This window comes from Pseudonocardia kongjuensis (assembly GCF_039526905.1).
Taxonomy (GTDB): domain Bacteria; phylum Actinomycetota; class Actinomycetes; order Mycobacteriales; family Pseudonocardiaceae; genus Pseudonocardia; species Pseudonocardia kongjuensis.
In genome coordinates, this window is sequence record NZ_BAAAJK010000010.1 from 41,682 (window position 1) to 66,038 (window position 24,357).

The 24,357-nt window shown below is 75.3% G+C and carries 22 protein-coding genes; 14 read left to right on the forward strand and 8 right to left on the reverse strand.

Features of this window, described 5'->3' with window-relative positions; translation table 11 throughout:
* Positions 1-84 precede the first annotated feature (84 nt).
* Complete coding sequence (locus tag ABD160_RS14205) at positions 85-924, reverse strand: LLM class F420-dependent oxidoreductase (protein ID WP_344022424.1); 840 nt, start codon at positions 922-924, stop codon at positions 85-87.
* 80 nt (positions 925-1,004) lie between these two features.
* Between ABD160_RS14205 and serS the strand changes: the two genes are divergently transcribed.
* Both serS and ABD160_RS14215 read left to right on the forward strand, forming a co-directional pair.
* Positions 1,005-2,255 (forward strand): serine--tRNA ligase, encoded by a 1,251-nt coding sequence (gene serS / locus ABD160_RS14210; RefSeq protein ID WP_344022426.1) that lies wholly within the window; start codon positions 1,005-1,007, stop codon positions 2,253-2,255.
* A gap of 59 nt (positions 2,256-2,314) precedes the next feature.
* A complete protein-coding gene (locus ABD160_RS14215) occupies positions 2,315-5,698 on the forward strand; it encodes an ATP-dependent helicase (protein ID WP_344022428.1) in 3,384 nt (1,127 codons plus the stop codon).
* 101 nt (positions 5,699-5,799) lie between these two features.
* Here ABD160_RS14215 and ABD160_RS14220 read toward each other — a convergent pair whose 3' ends face one another.
* The 6 genes from ABD160_RS14220 to ABD160_RS14245 form a co-directional block, all read right to left on the reverse strand.
* Positions 5,800-7,443 carry a solute symporter family protein gene (locus ABD160_RS14220; RefSeq protein ID WP_344022806.1) on the reverse strand — a complete coding sequence of 548 codons (1,644 nt, stop codon included), beginning with the start codon at positions 7,441-7,443 and terminating at the stop codon, positions 5,800-5,802.
* 5 nt (positions 7,444-7,448) lie between these two features.
* Positions 7,449-7,802, reverse strand: a complete 354-nt coding sequence (locus ABD160_RS14225) for a DUF485 domain-containing protein (protein WP_344022430.1) — start codon at positions 7,800-7,802, stop codon at positions 7,449-7,451.
* Positions 7,803-7,991: 189 nt separating this feature from the next.
* Positions 7,992-9,659, reverse strand: a complete 1,668-nt coding sequence (locus ABD160_RS14230; protein WP_344022432.1) for a sodium/solute symporter — start codon at positions 9,657-9,659, stop codon at positions 7,992-7,994.
* On the reverse strand, positions 9,656-10,375 hold the full coding sequence (locus tag ABD160_RS14235) for a hypothetical protein (protein WP_344022434.1): 720 nt from the start codon (positions 10,373-10,375) through the stop codon (positions 9,656-9,658). Before ABD160_RS14235 ends, ABD160_RS14230 begins: the two co-directional genes overlap by 4 nt.
* On the reverse strand, positions 10,372-11,217 hold the full coding sequence (locus ABD160_RS14240; RefSeq protein WP_344022436.1) for a LytR/AlgR family response regulator transcription factor: 846 nt from the start codon (positions 11,215-11,217) through the stop codon (positions 10,372-10,374). Before ABD160_RS14240 ends, ABD160_RS14235 begins: the two co-directional genes overlap by 4 nt.
* Positions 11,214-12,287: a sensor histidine kinase gene (locus ABD160_RS14245; RefSeq protein WP_425563620.1), complete on the reverse strand. Its 1,074-nt coding sequence runs from the start codon at positions 12,285-12,287 to the stop codon at positions 11,214-11,216. The genes ABD160_RS14240 and ABD160_RS14245 overlap by 4 nt, the downstream gene beginning before the upstream one ends.
* Before the next feature lie 185 nt (positions 12,288-12,472).
* Here ABD160_RS14245 and ABD160_RS14250 point away from each other — a divergent pair, with 185 nt between their 5' ends.
* From ABD160_RS14250 to nudC, 10 genes are all read left to right on the forward strand, one after another.
* Positions 12,473-13,468, forward strand: coding sequence for a potassium channel family protein (locus ABD160_RS14250; RefSeq protein WP_344022808.1), 996 nt, complete (start codon positions 12,473-12,475; stop codon positions 13,466-13,468).
* Between the two features lie 48 nt (positions 13,469-13,516).
* Positions 13,517-14,224 (forward strand): transketolase, encoded by a 708-nt coding sequence (locus ABD160_RS14255; RefSeq protein WP_344022440.1) that lies wholly within the window; start codon positions 13,517-13,519, stop codon positions 14,222-14,224.
* A complete protein-coding gene (locus ABD160_RS14260) occupies positions 14,224-15,225 on the forward strand; it encodes a transketolase family protein (RefSeq protein ID WP_344022443.1) in 1,002 nt (333 codons plus the stop codon). Before ABD160_RS14255 ends, ABD160_RS14260 begins: the two co-directional genes overlap by 1 nt.
* Before the next feature lie 9 nt (positions 15,226-15,234).
* Positions 15,235-16,098, forward strand: coding sequence for an exodeoxyribonuclease III (locus ABD160_RS14265; protein ID WP_344022446.1), 864 nt, complete (start codon positions 15,235-15,237; stop codon positions 16,096-16,098).
* A 103-nt stretch (positions 16,099-16,201) separates the two neighbouring features.
* Entirely contained in the window at positions 16,202-17,059 is an 858-nt protein-coding gene (locus ABD160_RS14270; RefSeq protein ID WP_344022449.1) for a DUF4142 domain-containing protein, read from the forward strand.
* Positions 17,056-17,796 carry a class F sortase gene (locus ABD160_RS14275; protein WP_344022452.1) on the forward strand — a complete coding sequence of 247 codons (741 nt, stop codon included), beginning with the start codon at positions 17,056-17,058 and terminating at the stop codon, positions 17,794-17,796. Before ABD160_RS14270 ends, ABD160_RS14275 begins: the two co-directional genes overlap by 4 nt.
* Positions 17,797-17,845: 49 nt before the next feature.
* Positions 17,846-19,126, forward strand: a complete 1,281-nt coding sequence (locus tag ABD160_RS14280; protein WP_344022454.1) for an aldehyde dehydrogenase family protein — start codon at positions 17,846-17,848, stop codon at positions 19,124-19,126.
* A gap of 39 nt (positions 19,127-19,165) precedes the next feature.
* Positions 19,166-20,488 (forward strand): M16 family metallopeptidase, encoded by a 1,323-nt coding sequence (locus ABD160_RS14285; protein WP_344022457.1) that lies wholly within the window; start codon positions 19,166-19,168, stop codon positions 20,486-20,488.
* 130 nt (positions 20,489-20,618) lie between these two features.
* Entirely contained in the window at positions 20,619-22,004 is a 1,386-nt protein-coding gene (locus ABD160_RS14290) for a M16 family metallopeptidase (RefSeq protein WP_344022459.1), read from the forward strand.
* Positions 22,001-23,050 carry an NAD(+) diphosphatase gene (gene nudC, locus ABD160_RS14295; protein WP_344022461.1) on the forward strand — a complete coding sequence of 350 codons (1,050 nt, stop codon included), beginning with the start codon at positions 22,001-22,003 and terminating at the stop codon, positions 23,048-23,050. The genes ABD160_RS14290 and nudC overlap by 4 nt, the downstream gene beginning before the upstream one ends.
* Before the next feature lie 93 nt (positions 23,051-23,143).
* Here nudC and ABD160_RS14300 read toward each other — a convergent pair whose 3' ends face one another.
* Positions 23,144-23,383, reverse strand: coding sequence for a mycoredoxin (locus tag ABD160_RS14300; RefSeq protein ID WP_344022463.1), 240 nt, complete (start codon positions 23,381-23,383; stop codon positions 23,144-23,146).
* A gap of 104 nt (positions 23,384-23,487) precedes the next feature.
* Between ABD160_RS14300 and ABD160_RS14305 the strand changes: the two genes are divergently transcribed.
* Together ABD160_RS14305 and ABD160_RS14310 are read left to right on the forward strand one after the other, a co-directional pair.
* Positions 23,488-23,928 carry a hypothetical protein gene (locus tag ABD160_RS14305; protein WP_344022465.1) on the forward strand — a complete coding sequence of 147 codons (441 nt, stop codon included), beginning with the start codon at positions 23,488-23,490 and terminating at the stop codon, positions 23,926-23,928.
* A complete protein-coding gene (locus ABD160_RS14310) occupies positions 23,918-24,265 on the forward strand; it encodes a transcriptional regulator (protein ID WP_344022467.1) in 348 nt (115 codons plus the stop codon). The genes ABD160_RS14305 and ABD160_RS14310 overlap by 11 nt, the downstream gene beginning before the upstream one ends.
* The last annotated feature ends 92 nt before the right edge of the window (positions 24,266-24,357 follow it).

Here is a 24,357-nt window from a genome sequence, read left to right on the forward strand (position 1 = left end):
GGATCGACAGTAGCGGCCCGGCCGGACGCACCGGGACGCCCGAGGACGGTGACCCGGCCCGCGGTCCCGGCCCGCGGGCCCGGCTCAGCCGATCCCGAGCGCCGACGCGAGCCGGCCCAGGTCCGGCTCCGGGTCGCGCATCCCGCGGGTGAGCACCTGCGCGCACACGTGATCGGCCCCGGCGGCGAGGTGCTCGTCCAGCCGGGCCGCGACCTGCTCGGGGGTGCCGTGCGCGACCAGCGCGTCGATCAGCGCGTCGGTGCCGCCGTCGTCGAGATCGGACTCGGCCCAGCCGAGCCGCAGCAGGTTGGCCCGGTAGTTGCGCAGTCCGAGGTAGGGCCGCTGGACGACGGGCCTGCCGAGCGCGCGGGCGGACTCCGGGTCGTCGTCGAGGACGACCTTGTGCTCCGGTGCCAGCAGCACCCCGTCGCCGAGCTGCTCGCGTGCGGACCGGGTGTGCTCGGGCGTCGTCAGATAGGGGTGGGCGCCCGCGGTCCGGTCCCGGGACACGTCGAGCACCTTCGGGCCGAGCGCGGCGAGCGCGCGGCCCGCGACCGGGACGTCCAGCGCGTCCAGCCGGTCCAGGTACTCGACGATCGTCGCGTACGGGCGGCTGTAGTCGCCGGTCGCCTCCGGGTGCCCGATCCCGACGCCGAGCAGGAACCGGTCCGGATGCCGCTCGGCGATCCGGTGGTAGGACGGCGCGACCTCGTCCGCCGGCGTCGTCCACATGTTGACGATCCCGGTCGCGACCACCAGCGAGGTGGTGGCGTCGAGCAGGTCCTCGGCGAGCTTCAGGTCCCCGGGTGGGGAGCCGCCGATCCAGACCGCGCCGAACCCGAGGGACTCGATCTCGCGGGCGAGCTGCGGTGAGAGACCCGTCGCGTGCCGCCATACGCCGTACCGGCCGGGGGAGACTGTCATGTCCCAGGTCTACCACCGCGCGGGCCCGATCATTCCCCGCTCTACGATGGCGACTCCCCACTCGAGAGGCTGGACGTGCAGTGATCGACCTGAAGGCGGCCCGACAGGACCCGGACCGGTTCCGCGCGGCACTGTCCCGTCGCGGTGCGTCCGCGGACTTCGACGCCCTCATCGCGGTCGACGTCCGCTGGCGGGAGCTGACCGACCACGTCGGCGGCCTGCGTGCCGCCCAGAAGCAGCGGCCGAAGGGGAAGCCGACCCCGGAGCAGGTCGAGCAGTTCAAGAAGGAGAAGGAGGAGCTGCGCGGCGCCGAGGAGGACCTCGCCGCGGCCGACGCGGAGCGCTCCGCGCTGCTCGCCCGGATCCCGAACCTGCCGGACCCGACGGCCGCCGACGGGATGGCCGAGGAGGACGCGGTCACCGTCCGCACCTGGGGCGAGCCGCCGTCGTTCGACTTCGAGCCGCGCGACCACCTCGACCTGGCCTCGACGACCGGCCGGGTCGACATGGCCCGCGGCGCCCGGCTGTCCGGCTCCCGCTTCGCCTACCGGTTCGGTGACGTCGCCCGGCTGGAGATGGCGCTGTTCCGGTACGTCATGGACAAGATCGTCGGCGAGGGCTTCGTGCCGGTGCTCGGCCCGGTGCTGGCGAACGAGCGGGCGATGTACGGCACCGGGTTCCTGCCCACCGAGGAGTCGAACCTCTACCGGCTGGAGCGCGACGACCTCTACCTGACCGGCACCTCCGAGGTGGCGCTGGCCGGCATCCACATGGACGAGATCGTCGATCTCGACGAGCTGCCGGCCCGCTACGTCGCGTTCTCGACGAACTTCCGGCGCGAGGCGGGCGCCGCGGGCAAGGACACCAAGGGCATGTTCCGGGTGCACCAGTTCGACAAGGTCGAGATGTACGTCTACTGCCTGCCCGAGCAGTCCCAGGACGTCCACGAGCAGCTCCTCGCGCACGAGGAGTCGATCGTGCAGGAGCTGGGCCTGCCCTACCGGGTGCAGAACATCTCGGTCGGCGACCTCGGCAACCCGGCCGCCAAGAAGTACGACATCGAGGCGTGGTTCCCGGTGCAGCAGCGCTACCGGGAGATCACGTCCTGCTCGAACACCACCGACTACCAGGCACGACGGCTGAACGTCCGGTTCCGCCGCGAGCCCGGTGCGCCGACCGAGACGCTGCACACCCTCAACGGCACCGGGGCGACCGCCCGGGCGATGCTGGCGATCATGGAGAACTTCCAGGACGCGAACGGCACCGTCGCCGTCCCGGAGGTGCTGCAGCGGCACGGCGCGCCCGCCACCGTCGGGACGCCGGCCGGCTGATCCGGGCCGCCCGCCGGACTCCCCGCGGAACCGTCGGGGGTGGCGGGTAGAACACCGGTATGGATCCGTCACCGGCCGAGCTGGCCGCCGCGCTCGGTCTGCACCCGCCGACCGAGGAGCAGGCCGCGGTGATCGCCGCCCCGGCCGGGCCGGCGCTGGTGGTGGCCGGCGCGGGCGCCGGGAAGACCGAGACGATGGCGGCCCGGGTGGTGTGGCTGGTCGCCACCGGCCGGGTGCTGCCCGAGCAGGTGCTGGGGCTCACCTTCACCCGCAAGGCGGCGCAGCAGCTGGGCACCCGGGTCCGGTCCCGGCTGCGCCGGCTCGCCGGCTCCCGCCTGCTCGACGACCTGGATCCGGGTGGCTCCCGGCGGGCCGCGCTGCTGGCCGGCGAGCCGACCGTCTCCACCTACCACGCCTACGCCGGGCGGCTGGTCGGCGAGCACGCCCTGCGGCTGCCGGCCGAACCGGCGAACCGGCTGCTCGGCCCGACCGCGACCTGGCAGCTCGCGCACCGGGTCGTCTCCACCTGGGCGGCCGACCTGGAGATCGACCGGGTCCCGGCGACCGTCACCGGCTACCTGCTCGCGCTGGCCGGCGAGCTCGGCGAGCACCTCGTCGAGCCGGCCGAGGTGGAGCGGCTCGCCCGGCGGATCCTGCCGGTGCTGGAGCACGCCCCGCCCGGCAAGCGGCAGCGCGCCGAGCCGTCCGCCGGGTACAAGGCACGGATCGCCGGTCAGCGGATGCGCTGCGAGCTGCTGCCGCTGGTCGAGGAGTTCGCCCGCCGCAAGCAGGCCGAGCAGGCGATGGACTTCTCCGACCAGATGGCGCTCGCCGCGCGGATCGCCGAGGCGGACCCGGAGGTCGGCCGGATCGAGCGCGACCAGTTCCGGGCCGTCCTGCTTGACGAGTACCAGGACACCGGGCACGCCCAGCGGGTGCTGCTGCGGGCCCTGTTCGGCGTGCCGCCCGGGCTCGCCCCGGATCCGGTCGCCGACCGGCACCGGTCGGTCACCGCCGTCGGCGACCCCTGCCAGTCGATCTACGGCTGGCGCGGGGCCAGCGCCGGCAACCTCAACCGGTTCCGCACCGACTTCCCGGCCGCCGTCGGCGATCCGGCGCCGGTGCACGGCCTGCTCACCAGCTTCCGCAACCCGGCCGAGGTGCTGGTGCTGGCGAACCGGGTCTCCGAGCCGCTCCGCGGGGCGCCGGGCGCCGTCCGGGTCGGCGAGCTGCGCCCGCTCGAGCGCGCCGACCCCGGCGACGTGCGGGCCGCGCTGCTGCCCGACGTCGCCGCCGAGATCGCCTGGGTCGCCGACGGCGTGGCCACGCGCTGGCACGCCGCGGCCGGGGAGGAGGGCACCGGCACCCCGCCGACCGCGGCGGTGCTGGTCCGCCGCCGCTCCGACATGGACGCGCTCGCCGCCGCGCTGCGCGACCGGCGGGTCCCGGTCGAGGTCGTCGGCCTCGGCGGGCTGCTGTCCACCCCGGAGGTGCGGGACCTGGTCTCCGCGCTGCGGGTGGTCTCCGATCCGCTGGCCGGCCCGTCGGCGGTCCGGCTGCTCACCGGTCCGCGCTGGCGGCTGGGCATCGCCGACCTGGCCGCGCTGTGGCAGCGCGCCCGCGAGCTCGTCCCCGGCCGCCCGGGCCGTCCCGGTCCGCTCAGCGCGGCCGAGCTGGCCCTCGGGGCGCTGCCCGGCGACCAGGCCGAGCAGGCCGGCCTGGTCGACGCGCTCGACGACCCGGGCGGGCCGGAGCGCTACTCGCCCGCCGGGTTCGACCGGATCCGCCGGATCGGCCGCGAGCTGTCGCACCTGCGGGCGCGGGCCGCCGCCCCGCTCACCGACCTGGTCGCCGACGTCGAGCGGACCCTGCTGCTCGACGTGGAGACGACGTCGCGGCCGGGGCCGACCGGCCGGGCCCATCTCGACGCGTTCGCCGACGTGGTCGCCGACTTCGCGGCCGGCGCCGACGTGCCGTCGCTGGACGCGCTGCTCGACTACCTCGACACCGCCGAGCAGGCCGAGGAGGGGCTCACCCCCGGCGAGGTCGAGGTGGCGCCGGACCGGGTGCAGATCCTCACCGTGCACGCCGCGAAGGGCCTGGAGTGGGAGATCGTCGCCGTCCCGCACCTGGTGGCGCAGGTCTTCCCCGGCCGCAAGATGTCCGGCAGCTGGCTGAAGGACCCGTCCGACCTGCCGGTCCCGCTGCGCGGCGACGCCGACGACCTGCCCGGCTTCGAGCTGCCCCCGCCGGGCGCCGACCGCAAGCAGGTCGAGCAGGCGCTCGACGCGCACGACGCGGCGCTCGACGACCGGCGGCTCGCCGAGGAGCGCCGGCTGTTCTACGTCGCGCTGACCCGCGCCGAGCGCACCCTGCTCGTCTCCGGGCACCGCTGGCCGGCCGCCGGGGAGCGGCCCAAGGAGCCGTCGGTGTTCCTCACCGAGGTGGCCGAGATCCTGGAGGGGCCCGGCGGGTCCGAGGTCGGCGTGCTGGAGAGCTGGGCGCCGCCGCCGGAGGCCGACACCGGCAATCCGGCGCTCGGTGTGGAGCGGACCGCGCAGTGGCCGCCGGACCCGTTCGGGGACCGCAGCGACGACGTCCGGTCCGGCGCGGACCTCGTGCGGGAGGCGCTGCGGGCCCGCTCCCGCCGGGCCCGGCGGCCCCGCCGCACCCCCGCCGACCAGCTCACCCTGCTCGACCTGCCGCCCGCGGAGGAGGCCGTGCCGGATCCCGGTCCGGCGGTCGCCGACGCCGAGGGCGATCCGGAGGGCTGGGCCGCCGACGTCGACGTGCTGCTCGCCGAGCGCGCCGCGGCCGCCGACCGGCCCTCGGTCGCGCTGCCCGGGCGGCTCTCGGTGAGCCGGCTGGTCGAGCTGGCCGACGACCCGGATGCGCTCGCCGTCCGGCTGCGCCGCCCCGTCCCGCTGCCGCCCAACCCGTACGCCCGGCGCGGGACCGCGTTCCACGCCTGGCTGGAGCAGCGGTTCGGCGCGGAGCGGCTGCTCGACATCGACGAGCTGCCCGGCGCCGCCGACGAGAGCGCCGGCTCCGAGGCCGACGCGGCGGAGCTGGAGGAGCTGCAGGCCGCGTTCGAGGCGTCCGAGTGGGCCGACCGCAAGCCGGTCGACGTCGAGGTGGCCTTCGAGACGGTGCTGGCCGGGGTCGCGGTGCGCGGCCGGATGGACGCGGTGTTCGCCGACCCGGACGGCGGCTGGACGGTCGTCGACTGGAAGACCGGCAGCCCGCCCGGGCCGGACCGGGAGCACGCGGTCGGGGTGCAGCTGGCCGCGTACCGGCTGGCCTGGGCGGCGCTGCAGGGCGTGCCGGCGGACCGGGTGCGGGCGGCCTTCCACTACGTCCGGGACGGGGTGACGCTGCGCCCCGCCGACCTGCTCGACGCCGAGCGCCTGCACGCACTGGTGGCCGGGGTGCCCGCGGCCTGACCGGCCGGGAGCCGGCCGGACCGGCCGGGAACGGCGGCGAGCCCGCGCCCCGGGGATGCCGGGACGCGGGCTCGCGTGCTGCGCGCGGGGGGATCGTCCCGCTAGTGCGCGCTCGCCTTCGCGATGCCGACACCGGTCAGCGACCGGACCTCCATCTCGGCGTACTTGCTGCCGTCGTGCCGCTTCTGCCCGACGTAGGTACCGATGGCACCCAGCAGGAACGACGCCGGGATCGACACCAGGCCCGGGTTGGACAGCGGGAACAGCATGAAGTCCGCGTTCGGGAAGATGGACGGGGTCGGTGCGTCCGGCCCGCGTCCGGAGACCACCGGCGAGAACACGATCAGCAGCAGCGTCACGGACAGACCGCCGTAGATCGAGAACAGCGCACCGGTGGTGTTGAAGCGCTTCCAGAACAGCGAGTAGAGGATCGTCGGCAGGTTCGCCGACGCCGCCACCGCGAACGCCAGCGCCACCAGGAACGCCACGTTCTGGTTGCGGGCGAGGATGCCGCCCAGGATCGCGACGACACCGATCACCATCGCGGTCCGGCGGGCCACCTTGACCTGGGTGGCCTCGGTGTCCTCGACGTTGCCGCGCTTGATGACGTTGATGTACACGTCGTGCGCGAACGACGCCGACGCGGTGATCGTCAGCCCGGCGACGACCGCGAGGATCGTCGCGAAGGCGACGGCCGCGATCACGCCCAGCAGGATCGGGCCACCGAGCTCGAACGCCAGCAGCGGGGCGGCGGAGTTGACCCGGCCCGGTGCCTCGAGGATCGTCTGCGGGCCCACCAGCGCACCGGCGGCGTAGCCGATGACCAGGGTGAACAGGTAGAACAGGCCGATCAGCCAGATCGCCCACTCGACCGACTTGCGGGCCTCCTTGGCCGTCGGCACCGTGTAGAAGCGCATCAGCACGTGCGGCAGACCCGCGGTGCCGAGCACCAGGGCGAGGCCGAGCGAGATGAAGTCGATCTTCGACAGGGTGGTCGCGCCGTACTGCAGGCCCGGCGAGAGCAGGCCGGCGCCGTCCTCGGGGTTGGCCTCGACGGCCGCGCCGAGCAGGGCGGAGAAGTTGAAGCCGAACAGGGCCAGCGCCCAGATCGTCATCACCAGGGTGCCTGCGATCAGCAGCACGGCCTTGATCATCTGGACCCAGGTGGTGCCGCGCATGCCGCCGATGAGCACGTAGGCGATCATCACGACACCGACGACGGCGATCACCGCGCCCTGCGCGAACGCACCGGACACGCCGAGCAGCAGCGAGACCAGCGCACCGGCACCGGCCATCTGCGCCAGCAGGTAGAAGAACGACACGGCCAGCGTCGAGGTGGCGGCGGCCGCGCGTACCGGGCGCTGACGCATCCGGAACGCCAGCACGTCACCCATCGTGAACCGGCCGGTGTTGCGCAGCAGCTCGGCGACCAGCAGCAGCGCCACCAGCCAGGCGACCAGGAAGCCGACCGAGTAGAGGAACCCGTCGTAACCGTTGATGGCGATCGCGCCCGCGATGCCGAGGAACGACGCCGCGGACAGGTAGTCACCCGCGATCGCGAAGCCGTTCTGGGTTCCGGAGAACCCGCCACCGGCGGTGTAGAAGTCGGCCGCCGTCTTCTTGGCGTGCCGGCTGTTGACGTAGAAGACGATCGCCAGCGTCCCCACCACGAAGACGAGGAAGATGGAGATGTTGAGGATCGGGCTGGCCGCGGCCCCCGCGTCCTGTGCCAGTACCGCGTTCACGCCGCTCACTTCGCCCCCTCGATCTCGTCACGGATCTTCGACGACAGCGGGTCGAGCTTGCGGTCCGCGAAGCGGATGTAGACCACGGTGATCGCGAACGTCGACACGAACTGCAGCAGGCCGAGGATCAGGCCCAGGTTGATGTTTCCGGCCACCGGAATCGCCATGAAGTCGGGCGCGAAGCTGGCCAGCAGGACGTACAGCAGGTACCAGGCCAGGAACCCGGCGGTGACCGGGAAGACGAAGCCTCGGAGCCGCTTGCGCAGCTCCTGGAAGTCGGGGCTGGCCTGCACGGCCGCCCAGTCGGGAGTCGGCGGTGGTGTCCCGCCGGACTGCTCGTCGGACTCGGTCGTACTCACGTATGCCTCCTTGCATAAATCCGCGCGCGGCCACGGACTGCGCACTAGGAAAGGGCTTTGCGGGCGGGGGCGGAACCCCGGATGTCGCTCTCACCCGGACCGTGATGCAAACGGCCGACGACCGGACGATCGGGCGCGGGAGAACTCGACCAGCGGTCTTGACAGTGATGGGGAGGTTGTGCGGTCGGCCTACTCGCGATCGGCCAGATGGAGCCGCAACATCGTATCCTCCGCCCACGCGGGGACAGCGTTCGTCCATGAAATCGTGATCATGACGACGAACGCGAGCGGTACCGAGAGCAGCGCGGGCTGGGCGAGCAGCATGCCCACCGTGCCGTCCAGGCCGAGCAGGGCGCCGAGCGCCATCGCGCCCACCGACGACGCCAGCCCGGTGACCATTCCGGCGTACGCCCCGCGCGCCGTCAACCCCTTCCACCACAGCCCGAGCACGAGCAGCGGGCAGAAGGTGGACGCGGCGACGGTGAAGGCCGAGGTCACGGCGGCGCTGACGTCGATCCGGACCATCAGCAGCGCGGCCGGGACGACAGCTGCCGAAGCGGCCAGGGCGGTCAGCCGCAGCCGGCGCAGCCCGGACGGCATGAGGTCGTGGGCGAGCGCGCCGGACAGGGCGAGCAGCAGCCCCAGCGAGGTGGCCAGGAAGGCGGCGAACGCGCCGGCGGTGAGCAGTGCGGTGAGCACCGCGGCGGTGCCGCCGTCGGTGACCCGGCCGGGCAGCGTGACGATCGCGGTGTCGGTGCCCTGGGAGAGGTACAGCTCCGGGGTGAGGACCGTCCCGAGCAGGCCGTAGACGATCGGGAACAGGTAGAACGCGCCCAGCATGGCGACCGTGATGGCGGCCGTGCGGCGGGCACCGCGGCCGTCCGGGCTGGTGTGGAAGCGGACGATGATGTGCGGCAGCCCCATCGTCCCGAGCGCGGTGGCGACCAGCACCGACCAGGTCGCGAGCAGCGGCGCCGCGTCCCCGGTGCCGAGCAGCGGCAGCGCCCAGTCCTCCCCGCCGGGCACCGGCAGTGACGCCCGGTCGCCGCCGAGCTCGGGCACCGCCGCGCCGGCCGGGAAGGTCCAGACCTGGTCGGCGAGCGCCTCGTGCGGCCCGGGGGCGAGCGGGGTGGGCACGCCGTCCACGGTGACCGTCGTCGGTTCGGTGACGACGAGATCGGTGTCCAGCCGGAAGTCGACCGGCGTCTGCTGGGTGAAGTGGGTGAACTCGGGCGGCGCGGCCATGTCGGCGCGCAGCTGCGGTCCGGCGAGCAGCAGCAGCCAGATCGCCGGACCGGCGAACAGCAGCAGCTTCAGCGCGAACTGGAACGCCTGCACGTAGGTGGCGGCCCGCATCCCGCCCAGCGCGAGCGTGACGCCCACGGCCAGCCCGGACACCACGACGCCCACCCAGTAGTCGACGCCGGACACCAGCGTGAGCAGCTGGCCCGCGGCGACGATCTGCGGGACGAGGTACAGCACCCCGATCACCACGACGACGACCGCGCAGAACCGGCGCAGCGACCGCGAGCCCAGCCGGGCCTCGGCGAACCCGGGCACGGTGAGCGCCCCGGTCCGTCGCATCGGGGCCGCGACGAGGGCGAGCATCAGCAGGTAGCCGGCGGTGAACCCGACCGGGTACCAGAGCGCGCCGGTGCCCTCCTTGATGACGAGCCCGGCGACCCCGAGGAACGACGCCGCCGACAGGTACTCGCCGGACACGGCGGCCGCGTTGAGCATCGGCGAGGTGCGCCGGGAGGCGACCAGGAAGTCCGACGTGGTCCGCATCGCGGCGACCCCGCGGGCGCCGATCAGGACCGTGACGAGCAGCAGCGTGACGACGGCGGCGACGGTCACGGGGAGGGGGCCCGGTGGTCGGCGGTGGGCTGGGGCGCGGCGCCGGGGGAGCCCGCGGGGGTGCTGTCCGGGTCGCTGTCCGGCAGCGTGCCGCCGGGAGCAGCGCCGCCCGGAGCAGCGCTGCCGGGGGCCGCGCTGCCGGGGTCTGCGCTGCCGGGGTCTGCGCTGCCGGGAGCTGCGCTCCCGGGGGCTGCGCTTCTGCGGGCCGCGCTTCCGCGAGCCGTGCCGCCGGGTGCCGTGCCGCCGGTGCCGGTCCGGCCCACGACCGAGCCGTCGGCGATCGTGCGGCCGGAGCCGGGGTCACCTGCGACGGCGTCACCGGCGGGCTCGGTCCCGTCCGGCTGGTCCGGCCCGGCCCGCCCGGCCCGCTCGGCCCGCTCGGCCCGCTCGGCGCCGCGCAGGTGCCACCACGCGAGCAGCGCCAGCAGCGGATAGGGCAGCCAGGCGACGACGATCCAGCCGAGCGGCAGCCCGGCCACCCGCCACTCCGACAGGCCGGGGGCGACCCGCAGCAGCACCGGAACGCCGAGCAGCAGCAGCGCGCCGCACACCAGCGTCAGCGCGGCCCGCCGCACCTGGGCGCGGCGGGTGCGCCGGGCCAGCTCGGCGCGGGCCGGATCGAGGAGCGTCTCCGGCACCGGCCGGGACGGCACCGGGCGGGACCGCACGCCGGGTTCCGGCGGCGCGGTCACGGCGACCCGGCGCGGGCGGTTCATCGCGGTCCCCGGCCCTCGCCGCCGTCGTCCGCGGCACCGGTGGCGTGCGGGTCGAGCGCCCCGGAGGTGGCCGCCGCCATCAGCTGGTCGCGCAGCTCGCGGGCGTGCCGGCGGCTGACCGGCACGTCCCCGGCGTCGGTGTGCGCGAGCAGCCCGCCGCCGGCGTCGCTGCGCAGCTCCAGCACCGCCGGCAGGTAGAGCAGGAAGCTGCGGTGCACCCGGACGAAGCGGTGCGCGTCCCAGTGCTCCTCCAGCCGGGACAGCGGGATCCGGACCAGGTGCGAGCCGCCGGGGGTGTGCAGCCGCACGTAGTCGCCGTGCGCCTCGACGAACCGGACGTCCTCCCGGCGCACGTACCGGGTGCGCCCGGCCAGTTCGACCGGGAGCACGGCCAGCTCGTCGACCCGGGGGAGCGGTGGCCCGGCCGCGCCGTCCGGCGGGGCGGGCGCCGAGCTGCTCGCGGTCCGCCCGGCGCGGGCCCGGTGCACCCGTTCCAGCGCGTCCGCGAGCCGGTCCGCGCCGACCGGCTTGAGCAGGTAGTCGACCGCGCCGAGGCCGTAGGCGGCGACCGCGTGCTCCTCGAACGCCGTCACGAACACGATCTCCGGCGGGTTCGCCATCGCGGCCAGCACACCGCCCAGCTCCAGGCCGTCCATCCCGGGCATCGTGATGTCCAGCAGCACCGCGTCGAACGACCCGGCCGGAATCATGCGCAGCGCCTCGACGGCGTCCCCGGCCCGGGCGACGTGCCCGACGTCCGGGGCGTCGGCCAGCAGCGCGCAGATCTCGTCGAGTGCCGGGGCCACGTCGTCGACGGCGAGTACCCGGAGCCGATCGGTCACGCGACCACCCCCGGCTGGAACCGCGGGACGCGCAGCACGATCCGGGTGCCCGCGCCGGGCGCGGTCTCGATCACCAGGCCGTGCTCCGGCCCGTAGACGGCGCGCAGCCGCCGGTCGACGTTGACCAGCGCGAGCCCGGCCCCCTCGGCCGTGCCGGCGAGCACCGCGCGGGCGTGCTCCGGGTTCATGCCCGGGCCGTCGTCCTCGACCGCGATCACGCAGACATCGCCCTCCGCCTCGCCGCTGACCTGCACCAGTCCTCCGTCCGGGGTCCGCTCGACGCCGTGCTGCACGGCGTTCTCCACCAGCGGCTGCAGCGCCAGTACCGGGATCGGCACCGGCAGCACCTCCGGTGCCACGCGTACCTGTACCCGCAGGCGTTCACCGAGCACCGCGCGGGCCAGCGTCAGGTACGCCTCGACGGAACGGAACTCGTCGGCCAGCGGGGTGTAGTCGCCGCGTGCGGCGAGCGAGTGCCGGATGAACTCGGCGAAGGTCTCCAGCAGGTCCCGGGCCCGGGACGGGTCCGAGCGGACGAACGACGCGATCGTGGTCAGCGCGTTGTAGACGAAGTGCGGCGAGATCTGCGCGCGCAGCTCCCGCAGCCGGGCCGCCTCGGCGTCGGCGGCGCCCGCCTCCAGCGCCGCGCGCTCCAGGGCGTCGGCGACGAAGCCGGCCGCGCGCCGGGCGGCCGGCAGCCCGACGGCGCCACCGAGCACCAGCACCGGGTCCAGGGCGGCCGAGTCCGGGTCGACCGGCACCGGCAGCGCGAGCAGGTCGCCCTCGGCGAGTCGCCGGCCGCCGGTGCGCGCCCGCAGGCCGAGCGCGAGACCGTCGTCGCGGCCCGGGCCCCACCAGGACTCGCCGCGGCCGGGCACCAGCAGCCCGGCGGCGTCGGCACCGCAGAGCCCGGCGAGCCGGCGCAGCGCGTCGACGGCGGCCGGGGAACCGGCCGGCGCACGCAGCCCGGTGGCCACGGTGACGCCGGTCTCCAGCACCTCGGTGAGGTCCGGCTGCGCGGTCTCGCGGGGCGGCGCGGTGCGGAACCGGTCGGCGAACCGGGGCCGCAGACCGGTGCGGCCGCCGGACGCGCGTCCGCCGCGTTCGGAGTCCCCCTCGGCCGGCACCCGGTCAGAATAGGGTGCGGCGCGCCCCCGCGCGGCGCCCGTCACCGCCCCCGGGCGCTAGCCTGCGCCACGTGATCGGCTCATCCCGCCTCGCCACCCTCGATCCGCAGGTCGAGGGTGCGCTGCGGATGCCGGACGCCCGGTCGGGCCCGGTCCGCTCGCTGGTCACCCGGCTGCTGATCGCGCTGTTCGCGCTCGGTGCGACGACACTGATCGTGTACTTCGGGCGGGACGGGTACCTCGACAACAACGGCGCCGGTGACATCTCGCTGATGGACGCGCTGTACTACGCCACGGTGTCGCTGTCGACGACCGGCTACGGCGACATCGTCCCGGTCACCCCGAGCGCCCGCGCCGTGAACATCGCGGTGATCACCCCGCTGCGGGTGCTGTTCCTGATCGTCCTCGTCGGGACGACCGTCGAGCTGCTCACCGAGCGGTCCCGGCAGTCCTTCCGGATCCAGCGCTGGAGGTCCCGCGTGCGCGACCACACCGTCGTCGTCGGCTATGGAACGAAGGGCCGGGCCGCGGTCGAGACGCTGCTGGGCGACGGCGTCGAGCCGGAGAAGATCGTGGTGGTGGACACCGACCGGGCCCGGCTCGACGTCGCGTCCGGGCTGGGCCTGGTGACCGTGTCGGGCAACGCGACCCGGTCGGCGGTGCTGCGGATCGCCGGGGTGCAGCTGGCGACGACGCTGGTGGTCGCGCTGGACCGGGACGACACCGCGGTGCTGGTCACGCTGACCGCCCGCGAACTGTCCCGGTCGATCTCGATCGTGGCGGCCGTCCGGGAGGCGGAGAACGTGCACCTGCTGCGCCAGTCCGGGGCCAGCTCGGTGATCGTGTCGGACGAGACGGCGGGCCGGCTGCTGGGCGTCGCGACCCGGTCCCCGGCCGTCGTCGAGGTGGTGGAGGACCTGCTGACCCCGGACGCCGGGTTCGCCATCACCCAGCGGCAGGTGGAGCCGGCCGAGGTCGGCGGCTCGCCGCGGCACCTGCCCGACATCGTGCTGGGCGTGGTGCGCGGCGAGCAGCTCTACCGGGTCGACGCGCCCGCCGTCGACGCCCTGGAACGCGGCGACCAGCTGCTCTACGTGCGCAAGGCGACGCTCCCGGACGACTGACCGGGAAAGCTTGACCTGAACTGAACTTCAGATAGCACGGTGGTCGGCATGAGCCCTCCACCGACCACTCCCACCGCGTTCCGCTACGACGACCTGCCCGGGCTGCTGGCCCGGATGACCGGCGACGAGAAACACGATCCCGCCGCCCTGTCCACCCTCGACGTGCTGTGGGTGCTGTACGACCGGGTGCTGCGCGTCGGGCCCGGCCGCGCCGACGACCCGGGCCGCGACCGGTTCCTGCTGTCGAAGGGGCACGGACCGATGGCGCTGTACGCCGTCCTCGCCGCGCAGGGCTTCCTGGACCCGGACGAGCTGTCCGGCTTCGCCCGGTTCGGCTCCCCGCTCGGGCACCATCCCGACCGCACCCTGGTGCCGGGGGTCGAGATCTCCTCCGGCTCGCTCGGGCACGGCCTCGGCCTGGCCGTCGGGACGGCGCTCGGGCTGCGGCTGTCCGGCCGCGCCGCGCGCACCGTCGTGCTGGTCGGCGACGCCGAGCTCGACGAGGGCTCGAACGCCGAGGCCGTCCAGTACGCCGGCCGGGCCGGTCTGGACGGGCTGACCACGGTCGTCGTCGACAACTCGTCGGCGACCCACGGCTGGCCGGGCGGGATCGCCGCCCGGTTCGCCGTCGAGGGCTGGGCGACCGTCGACGTCGACGGCCGCGACCACGACGCGCTGCACCGCGCCCTCACCGTCCCGCACGCCGGCCGGCCGCTGGCCGTCGTCGCCCACGTCGAACCGAAGGAGGCCCGCTGATGGCCGCCGCTGTGCCCACCCCCGCGCCCACCCCTGCGCCCACCCCTGCCCCCGCCGCTGTGCCCGCCCCTGTACCTGTCCCTGTTCCGTCCTTTGCTCTGCTTACCGGCCCGCAGCGGTCCGCCGACCAGCGGGAACGCTTCTACCACCTGCTGCCCGAGCTGCTCGCCGCCGATCCGCGGGCGGTCGCCCTGCTCGCCGACATCGGCGCCGGATACGTCGACCTGCCGCCGTCGGTCGCGGACCGGATGGTGAACCTCGGGATCCGCGAGCAGCTGCTCGTCTCGGCCGCCGGCGGGCTCGCCCTGACCGGGATGCGGCCGATCGTGCACACCTTCGCGCCGTTCCTCGTCGAGCGCCCCTACGAGCAGCTCAAGCTGGACCTCGGGCACCAGGGGGTCGGCGCGCTGCTGGTCTCGGCCGGCGCGTCCTACGACATGGCGGGCGCCGGCGAGACCCACTTCGGGTCCCGGGACGTGCCGCTGCTCGACACCCTGGACGGCTGGACGGTGCACGTCCCCGGGCACGCCGACGAGGCCGAGACGCTGATCCGGGCCGCACTGCCCGGCGACGACCGGGTCTACGTCCGGCTCTCCGGCACGTCGAACGCGCGCCCGCTGGGCACCGGTCCGGGCCCGTCGGTGCTGCGCCGGGGGAGCCGGGGCACGGTGGTCGCGGTCGGGCCGCTCGCCGACCGGACCCTGGCCGCCGTCGCCGATCTCGACGTCACGGTGCTGTACGCGGCGACCGTCCGCCCGTTCGACGCCGGCCCGCTGGTCGCGACCCTGTCCGAGCCGGACGTCGTGCTCGTCGAGCCCTACCTGGCCGGCACCTCGGTCCGGCAGGTGTCCGGCGCGCTGGCCGGGATCCGGCACCGGGTGCTCGGGCTCGGCGTCGGGCCCGCCGAGCTGCGCCGCTACGGCACCCCGGCCGAGCACGACGCCGCGCACGGGCTGGACGCCGCGGGCCTCCGCCGGTCGGTCACCGCGTTCCTCTCGTAGGGTCGCGGGGTGCGCCTCGCCACCTGGAACGTGAACTCGGCGAAGTCCCGGCTGCCCCGCCTGCTGCCCTGGCTGGACGAGCGGCAGCCGGACGTCGTCTGCCTGCAGGAGACCAAGCTGTCCGACGACGACTTCGCCGCCACCTTCGACGACGAGCTCGCCGCCCGCGGCTACGCCGTCGCCCACCACGGCGAGGGCCGGTGGAACGGGGTGGCGGTGCTGTCCCGGGCCGGGCTCGACGACGTCGTGCGCGGCCTGCCCGACGAGCCGGTATTCGCCGAGGGCGGGCGCACCGGGCCGGACGCCCGGGCCGTCACCGCGACCTGCGGCGGGCTGCGGGTGACCTCGGTGTACGTCCCGAACGGGCGCACCCCGGACGACCCGCACTACGCCTACAAGCTGCGCTGGCTGGACGCGCTGCGGGCGCTGGTCGCGGCCGGCGATCCGGCGACGACGGTGGTCGCCGGGGACATGAACATCGCCCCCACCGACGACGACGTGTGGGACCGCCCGGCGTTCGACGGCGCCACCCACGTCACCCCGGACGAGCGGGCCGCGCTGGCCGCGCTGACCGCCACCGGGCTGCACGACGTGGTGCGGGACCGCTGGCCCGCCGAGCGCGTCTTCAGCTACTGGGACTACCGGGCCGGCCGGTTCCACCAGGACCAGGGCATGCGGATCGACCTGGTGCTGGCCGGCGACGGTCCGGCGGCCCGCCGCGCGGCGGCCTGGGTGGACCGCAAGGCCCGTAAGGGCAAGCTGCCCAGCGACCACGCGCCGGTGCTGTTCGACCTCGACGAGGCCCCGGACGGCGACATCGGCCCGATGGTGCCGCCGCCGTCGTCCCCGGCACCACTGGTCCGGAAGAAGTAGCCACTCACCGAGCCCCCTTGCGAGAGGGTGTGATTCGTGTTGCAACGTTCGGAGCAACGCTGGTAGCCCACCGCATGTGGATCGCTACTCTCGGGGGAAGACCATGAACCAGAACCGCATCGGCCGCACCGTCGGGGCGTCCGTCGCCGCGTTCGCGCTCGTCGGACTCACCGCCTGTGGCGGCGAGACCCCGTCGATCCCGACCGACCTGCCGGAGGTGCCCGGCATCGGGGACCCGCGGCAGGCGTTCGGCGACGCGCACCAGAAGGCACTCGGGCTCGCCGCGCTCGGCGGCATCGGTCTGGAGCAGGGCGTCGGCGAGCAGGTGCAGAACCTCGCGCCGCAGGTCCAGCAGGAGGGCCAGCAGCTCACCGAGCGGCTGCGCGGGCTCGCGTCCGGCATCGGCGTCTCGCTCCCGGACCAGGTCTCGCCCGAGATCCAGGCCCAGGTGGACGACCTGGCGGCCCGGACCGGCGAGCAGTTCGACCAGGGCTGGCTGCAGGCCGCGCAGGAGCAGGTCGGGCAGCTGAACGAGCAGGCGCAGGGGTTGCTGAACGTGCCCGGCCTGCCGCAGGAGCAGATCGACCAGGCCCGCGCCCAGCTGACCAACCTGGGTGAGCTGAAGACGCAGCTGGACGAGGCCGCGGCGGCCGCGGGCGCGGCGACCCCCGGCGGCGACGGCGCGGGCGCTGACGGTTCGGGTGGCACTGACGGTTCCGGTGGCACTGACGGTTCCGGTGGCGCCGACGGCGGCTCCGGCGGGGACGGCCAGGCCGCCGGACCGGACGCCGGTGGGCAGGCCGGTGACGGCTCCGGTTCCGCCGGCGCTCCCGCGGTCGACGCGGGCACCGGTGGCCAGGCCGCGTCGCCGTCCGACGTCGCGCTGCCGGTGGCGCTCGGCGGCGCCGGGCTCGCACTGCTGGTCGCCGGCGCGGTCCGGCTGCGCCGCTCGCGCGCGTGAGCCCGCGGCGCCGGCGCCCGCGCGAGGGTGCCCGGGGGGCGGCGGTCCTGCTGCTCCTGGGCACCGCGCTGCTGGGCACCGGCGCCGGGCTCGCCGCGGGCGGTGACGGCCCGCGGATCACCGCCGAGGCACTCGGCGAGGTGCCCGCCGGTGCGGCGGCGCCGCTGCGGCCGGTCCCGGCCGCCGCGGCCCTGCCGGTGTTCGCCCCGCCGCCCCCGCCGCCCGCATCCCCGGCGCCGCCGCCGTGGCTGGTCTCGGCGGTGCACCCGCTTCCCGCGTCGGCCACGTCCCGACCGGTGCTGCCGGCGACCCTGGAGCTCCCGGATCGCGGGATCACCGCCCCCGTCGAACCGGTCGGCACCGGGCCGGACGGCGGGATGGTCGTCCCCGAACAGGTCCGGCACGTCGGCTGGTGGGCGCCGGGCGTCCTGCCCGGCGGCGCGGCCGGCAGCGCGGTCCTCGCCGGACACGTCGACTCGCGCACCCAGGGCGTCGGCGTGCTGGCGGTGCTGCCCGAGCTCGCCGACGGCGAGCCGGTCGTCGTCCGCGGCCCGGACGGCCGGTCCGCGACGTTCCGGGTCGTCGCCCGCCGGGAGTACGGCAAGTACGACCTGCCCCGCGACGTGTTCCGCCGCGACGGCGCCCCGCAGCTCGTCCTGATCACCTGTGGCGGCACGTTCGATCCGGTGGCCGGCGGCTACGACTCGAACATCGTGGTCTACGCCGTCCCCGCGTGACCGGGTGTCCGGGTCCGGGGCCCGGCCGGGAGCGCCTACCCTGACCTGCGTGAGCACCTCCACCGCGACCGACACCGCCCTGTCCGGAGACTCCGAGGCCCCGGAGCTCGCCGCCGTCCGGGACGCCGCGCAGCGCGCCCGGGCCGCCGCCCCGGCGGTGCGGGCCGCGGGGGAGGGCCGGATCGACGACGCGCTGCGGGCGGCCGCCGCGCTGATCCGCGGCCGCGCCGTCGAGCTGCTCGACGTCAACGCCGCCGAGGTCGCCGCCGCGGAGCGCAACGGGATGGCGGCCGGTCTGCTCGACCGGCTCCGGCTGGACGAGGAGCGCCTCGCCGGCATCGCCACCCAGCTGGAGGTACTCGCCGCGACCCCCGAGCCGCCGACCGAGTGGCCGGTCCGCACCCTGGAGACCGGGGAGCGGGTGTTCGAGCGGCGGATCCCGGTCGGCGTCATCGGCGCCGTCTTCGAGGCCCGCCCGAACGTCACCGTCGACGTCGCCTCGCAGGTGCTCAAGGCGCGCAGCGCCGCCGTGCTGCGGACCGGCTCGGCCGCGCTGGCCAGTGCCACCGCGCTCGTCGAGCAGGTGCTGCGCCCCGCGCTGACCGAGGCCGGACTGCCCGCCGAGGCGGTCCAGCTGGTGCCGCTGCCCGGGCACGCCGGCGCCGAGGCGCTGGTCGGGCTGCCCGACCTGGTCCCGCTGGTCGTCGTGCGCGGCTCCGGCGAGGTCACCCGCAGGCTGACGCTGCTCGGCGCGACCGCGGGCACCCGCGTCCTCGCGCACGCCGACGGCGGCGGCGTGCTCTACCTGGACTCGTCCGCGACCCCGGACGACGTCACCCGGCTGGTCACCGACTCGACCGACCGGCTCGGCGTGTGCAACCGGCTGAACCTGCTGCTGGTCGACCGGCCCGTCTACGACACCCTGCTGCCGGTCGCGAGGGCCGCCCTGGACGCCCGCGGCATCACGCTGTCCGAGCCGCCGCACAGTCACCGGCTCGGCCACGAGTGGGCGCTGGACTCCGGCGCCGAGGCGCACGTGACCGTCGCCGCCGTCGACGGCCCGGACGACGCCGCCGACACCGCCGCCCGGGAGACCTCCGGGCTGGCGGCGACGATCTGCGCGTCCGACGCCGACGTCGCGCAGCGGTTCATCGACCGCTACACCGGCACCGGGGTGTTCTGGAACACCACCTCCCGGCTGCTCGACGGCTACAAGCTGCTCGGCCTGCCGGAGACCGGGATCAACGTCGACCACACCCCCGGCCCGCGCGGCCCGGTCACCTACCGTGACCTGGGTCTGCGCCAGTTCGTGGTGCTGCCGCCCGCCTGAGCGCGGCACTCTGTCGGTGCCGCGGGTTAGCCTCGCCGTGTGTCCGTGACTGATCAGCCCGCTGCCACGCTCCCGCTGCACCGGGCGACGCTCCCGAACGGTCTGCGCGTGCTCGTCGTGCCGGACCCGGCGACCCCGGCGGTCGGCGTCGCGGTGCACGTCGACGTCGGGTTCCGCTCCGAGCCGGAGGGGCGCACCGGATTCGCGCACCTGTTCGAGCACCTGATGTTCCAGGGCAGCGAGAGCCTGGAGAAGCTGGAGCACTTCCGCCAGGTGCAGTCCGCGGGCGGCATCTTCAACGGCTCCACCCACCAGGACTACACCGACTACTTCGAGGTGCTGCCCGGCGCCGCGCTGGACCGGGCGCTGTTCCTGGAGGCCGACCGGCTGCGCGCGCCGAAGCTGACCGAGGAGAACCTGCGCAACCAGGTCGACGTCGTCAAGGAGGAGATCCGGCTCAACGTCCACAACCGCCCCTACGGCGGCTTCCCGTGGATCCTGCTGCCGCCGGTCCTCTACGACTCCTTCCCCAACGCGCACAACGGCTACGGCGACTTCTCCGAGCTCGAACAGGCGAGCCTAGACGACGCGGCGGCCTTCTTCGACACCTTCTACGCCCCGGGGAACGCGCTGGTCACCGTGCACGGTGACCTCGGCGGGCACGGGGTGGACGGCACGCTCGCACTCGTCGAGCGGCACTTCGGCGACATCCCGGCCCGCCCGGTGCCGCAGCGGCCGTCGTTCGCCGAGCCGGTGCCGGGCACCGAGCGGCGGCAGAGCGTGACCGACGCGCACGCCCCGCTGCCCGCGCTCGCCCTCGGCTACCGGGTGCCGGATCCGACCACCGATCCCGACGGCTACCTCGCGCACGCGATGCTGGCCTCCGTCCTGACCGACGGCGAGGCCGCCCGGCTGCAGCGCCGCCTGGTGCACCGGGACGGCTCGGTGACCGACGTGTCGGCGTCCAACGGGCTGATGGGCGGCCCGTTCGACGCCCGCGACCCGGACACGTTCACGATCACCGCGGTGCACCCGGCCGAGGTCACCCCGGACCGGGTGACGGCCGCCGTCGACGAGGAGCTCGACCGGCTCGCCGAGCAGGGCCCGGACACCGCCGAGCTGGCCCGCCAGTCCGCCCGCTGGACGGCGGCGCTGCACCGGGAGGACGACCGGGTGATGTACCGGATGCTCGGGCTCGGCTCCCGGGAGCTGCTCTACGGCCGGGCCGAGCTCGCCCTGGAGCTGCCCGCCCGGCTGGCCGCGCTCGGCACCGCCGACGTCGCGGCCGCGGCCGCGCGGCTGCGCAGCGCGGGCCGTGCGGTGCTGACCGTCGAACCGGCCTCGCCCGGGGTCGCCGAGTGAACCGGGCGAGGCACCGCGCCGCCGCCCGGCCGCCCCGGGGAGCCCGCGCCGTCCACCGCACCCGTCCACCCGGCGCCGCCCGCCCCGCCGGGGGCCACGGCACCGCCCATCACCGAGAGGGAGCCGCCGCGTGACCGCCGTCCGTACCCACCGCAGTGCCGAGGAGATCGGCCGCACCGAGCGGGGCCCGCGCGAGCTGCCCGCGCTGGGCCGCACCAGGCCGGTGCCGCTGCCCGAGGTCGTGACCGGGACACTCCCGAACGGGCTGACCGTGATCGCCGCCCGCCGGCCGGGGGTGCCGCTGGTCGAGACCGTGCTGCGGATCCCGGCGGCGTCCCCCGCCGACTCGGCGGACGCCGGATGGACCGCCGGGATGGAGCTCGTCGCCGAGACGATGCTGACCGGCACCGCCTCCCGGGACCGGGTCGGTATCGACGACGAGCTGGCCGGCGTGGGCGGCGAGCTGGGCGTCGGCGTCGATCCGGAGTGGCTGCAGATCGGCGGCTCCGCGCTGGCGTCCGGGCTGCCGGTCGTGCTCGACGTGCTGGCCGACGTGCTCACCGGCGCCACCCACCCCGACGACGAGGTGCTCCGCGAGCGTTCCCGGCTCGCCGAGCGGATCGCGGTGGCCCGGGCGCAGCCGCGCACGGTCGCCCGCGAGGCGCTGATGCGCAAGCGCTTCGGCGACCATCCGATCGTCTCCGAGATGCCCACCGCGGCCGCGGTCGCCGAGATCACGCCGGACCGGGTGCGGGAGCTGCACGCCGGCACCGTCGTGCCCGGCGGGGCCCGGCTGGTGCTGGTCGGCGACATCGATCCGGAGGCCGCGATCGCCGAGGTCACCGCGCGCCTCGGCGACTGGTCCGGCGCGCACCCGGCCCGCCGGCTGTCGCCGCCGCCCGCGCCCGCCGCCGGCGATCTCGAGCTGGTGCACCGGCCCGGGTCGGTGCAGTCCCAGATCCGGCTCACCGCGCCCGGCCTGGACCGCACCGACGAGCGCTACACCGCGTTCCAGCTCGCCAACCTGGTGTTCGGCGGCTACTTCTCCTCGCGCTGGATGGAGAACGTGCGCGAGGACAAGGGCTACACCTACGGCGCGCACTCCGGCCAGGAGTTCGTGCCCGGCGGGGCGGTGCTGGGGCTCGACGTCGACGTCGCGTCCGACGTCACCGCGGCCGCGCTCCTCGAGACCCGCTACGAGCTGGGCCGGATGATCGCCGTCCCGCCCACCGAGCAGGAGGTCGAGTCGGCCCGCCGGTACGCGATCGGGTCGCTGCTGATCTCGCTGGACAGCCAGTCCGCGCTGGCCGGGACGCTGTCCGCACTCGACGCCGTCGGGCTCGGCGTCGAGTGGCTCCGGGACCGCCCGCAACGACTGGAGGCGGTCACCGTCGACGAGGTCGCCGAGGCGGCCGCGCAGCTGTTCGCGCCGGCCCGGTTCACCGGCGTGGTCGTCGGCGACGCCGAGGCGATCGGCTCCCGGCTCGCGGCGCTCGGCGGGGTGAGCCTCCGGTGAGCGGCGACGCCTCCCGCCGGGGTGACTTCACCCTGCTCGAGCAGCCCGTGCTCTCCCGCAACGCGCTGGTCCGCGACGAGAACCTGCGGCTCGACCCGGACTACGTGCGCGACTCCTGGCCGAAGGCCCGGGTGGTCGTCATCGACGAGTCCGGGCGCACCCCGGTGGACTGGCAGGTCGACCCGGCCCGCGAGTTCCGCGAGGGCGACGCCGCCGCCTGGGACGCCGCCGCCGGCCGCAACGGCCGGGTCCGCACCCGCACCGGCTCCGACATCGCCCCGGAGCCCCCCGAGGAGGCCGTCCTGCTCGGGGAGGCCGACGGCGTCCCGTACTGGGCGGTGCGGATCGGCTCCGCGAAGACCGCCGACAGCGACGTGTTCGCGGGCGGGCCGGGGGAGTGGACCGACCTGCGGGCGGCCGGGGCGTTCCTCGACCCGCTCGGCTCCGGGCTCCTGACCGGCGCGGTCGCCACCCTGAACTGGCACGACCGGTCCCGGTTCTGCGCCGTCGACGGCACCCGCACCCGGCCGCAGAGCGCCGGCTGGGCCCGCCGCTGCGAGAACGGGCACGAGGAGTACCCGCGCACCGACCCGGCGATCATCTGCCTGGTGCACGACGGCGCCGACCGGGTCCTGCTCGCCCGGCAGCCGGTCTGGCCGGTCGGCCGCTACTCGGTGCTCGCCGGCTTCGTCGAGTCCGGCGAGTCGCTGGAGGCGTGCGTGCAGCGGGAGATCGCCGAGGAGGTCGGGATCGAGGTCACCGACGTCCGCTACCTGGGCAGTCAGGCGTGGCCGTTCCCGCGGTCGCTGATGGTCGGCTTCCACGCCATCGGCGACCCGGACGCCCCGCTGCAGCCGGCCGAGGGCGAGATCGCCGAGGCACTCTGGATCACCCGCGCGCACCTGCGGTCCGCGCTCGCCCGCGGGGACTGGGGCAGCCGCGACGACGACGCGGCCGGCCCCGACACCGACCCGGTCGTCATGCTGCCGGGCACGGTCTCGATCGCCCGCACCATGCTGGAGTCCTGGGCGGCCGCCGGGGACTGACCCGCCGACGCACGACGGCGGCCCGGGCAGTGCCCGGGCCGCCGTGCCCTCGCCGGCGTGTCTTCTCCGCCGTGCCCTCCCCGGTGACCGGGATCAGACGCCGAGGCGCTGCCTGACCTCGGCGAAGCTCGGGTTGGTCGCCACCGACTCGTCGGGGAACACGACGGTCGGGACGGTGCGGTTCCCGCCGTTGGCCTGCTCGACGAACGCGACGGCATCCGGCTCGCGCTCGATGTCGATCTCGCGGTAGCCGATGCCGGCCTCGTCGAGCTGGAGCTTCAGCCGGCGGCAGAAGCCGCACCAGCTGGTCGTGTACATGGTCAGGTCCACCATGACCGGTGCAACGGCACGCGACCCGCGGATCTTCCCGGCGTCATCGCTTTCCGATCCGGCAACACACTTGACTTGCCGGCATGGCACATGATTTGGTTGCCGCTATGGAAAACGAATCGGTCGCCCGTGACGCGTTGCGGGATCTGGAGTCCGACCGTGCCGCGCTCGCCGGCCGGATCGCCGCGCCGGCCTGGTTGCACGCCGCGTTCGCGCTGGCCGCGGCGTGGTACGTGCTGGTGCCCGCGTTCGGTGAGTCCGTCCGCGCGCCGGCGGTGTGGGTCCTGGCGCTCGTGCTCCTGGTGCTGCTGTGGCTGCACCGGCGGATCACCGGCATCCGCCCGCGCTCCGTGGGCGGCCGGGGATGGGCCGTGTTCGCCGTCGCCTGCGTGGCGGTGCTGGCGCTCCTCGTCGTCTCGCTGGGGCTGGTGGCGTCGCTGTCACCGTGGTGGGCGCTGGTCCCGGCGGTCGTCTGCTTCGGCGTCGTGTACTGGGCCAACGTCGCGTTCGAGCGTCTGACCAGGGAGAACCTGCGCCGTGCAGCCTGATCGGGACGAATCGGCCGAGCTCGGTTTCGACGACACCATCCACGCCCCCGTGCGGCTCCGGATCAGCGGGCTGCTGCGGCACGTCGAGCAGATCGACTTCGCGGTGCTCCGGGACACCCTCGGGATCACCGACGCCACGCTGTCCAAGCATCTGCGGATCCTGGTCGAGGCGGGCTACGCGACCACCACGAAGTCCCGCTCGGCGACCCGGTCCGACGCCCGCCGGATCACCTGGATCGCGCAGACCCGCAGCGGGCGGGCCGCCTTCGACGCGCACGTCGAGGAGCTGCGCCGGATCGCGGCCGGCACGATCAGCGAGTCCGCCCCGCCGCCCTGACCGAGTCCGCGGGCTCACTCGGCACCGGCCTCCGGCTCCGCGACCGCCCGCCACCATCCGCACGGGGTCATGTCGTTCGCACGGGATCCGAT

Excerpts from the sequence above, each read along its gene's own strand:
- ABD160_RS14305 (WP_344022465.1), top strand. The coding sequence starts at position 23,488 with ATGGAAAACGAATCGGTCGCCCGTGACGCGTTGCGGGATCTGGAGTCC.
- ABD160_RS14215 (WP_344022428.1), top strand. The coding sequence starts at position 2,315 with ATGGATCCGTCACCGGCCGAGCTGGCCGCCGCGCTCGGTCTGCACCCG.
- ABD160_RS14250 (WP_344022808.1), top strand. The coding sequence starts at position 12,473 with ATGCCGGACGCCCGGTCGGGCCCGGTCCGCTCGCTGGTCACCCGGCTG.
- ABD160_RS14255 (WP_344022440.1), top strand. The coding sequence starts at position 13,517 with ATGAGCCCTCCACCGACCACTCCCACCGCGTTCCGCTACGACGACCTG.
- ABD160_RS14300 (WP_344022463.1), bottom strand. The coding sequence starts at position 23,383 with ATGGTGGACCTGACCATGTACACGACCAGCTGGTGCGGCTTCTGCCGC.
- ABD160_RS14260 (WP_344022443.1), top strand. The coding sequence starts at position 14,224 with ATGGCCGCCGCTGTGCCCACCCCCGCGCCCACCCCTGCGCCCACCCCT.
- ABD160_RS14235 (WP_344022434.1), bottom strand. The coding sequence starts at position 10,375 with ATGAACCGCCCGCGCCGGGTCGCCGTGACCGCGCCGCCGGAACCCGGC.
- ABD160_RS14270 (WP_344022449.1), top strand. The coding sequence starts at position 16,202 with ATGAACCAGAACCGCATCGGCCGCACCGTCGGGGCGTCCGTCGCCGCG.
- ABD160_RS14205 (WP_344022424.1), bottom strand. The coding sequence starts at position 924 with ATGACAGTCTCCCCCGGCCGGTACGGCGTATGGCGGCACGCGACGGGT.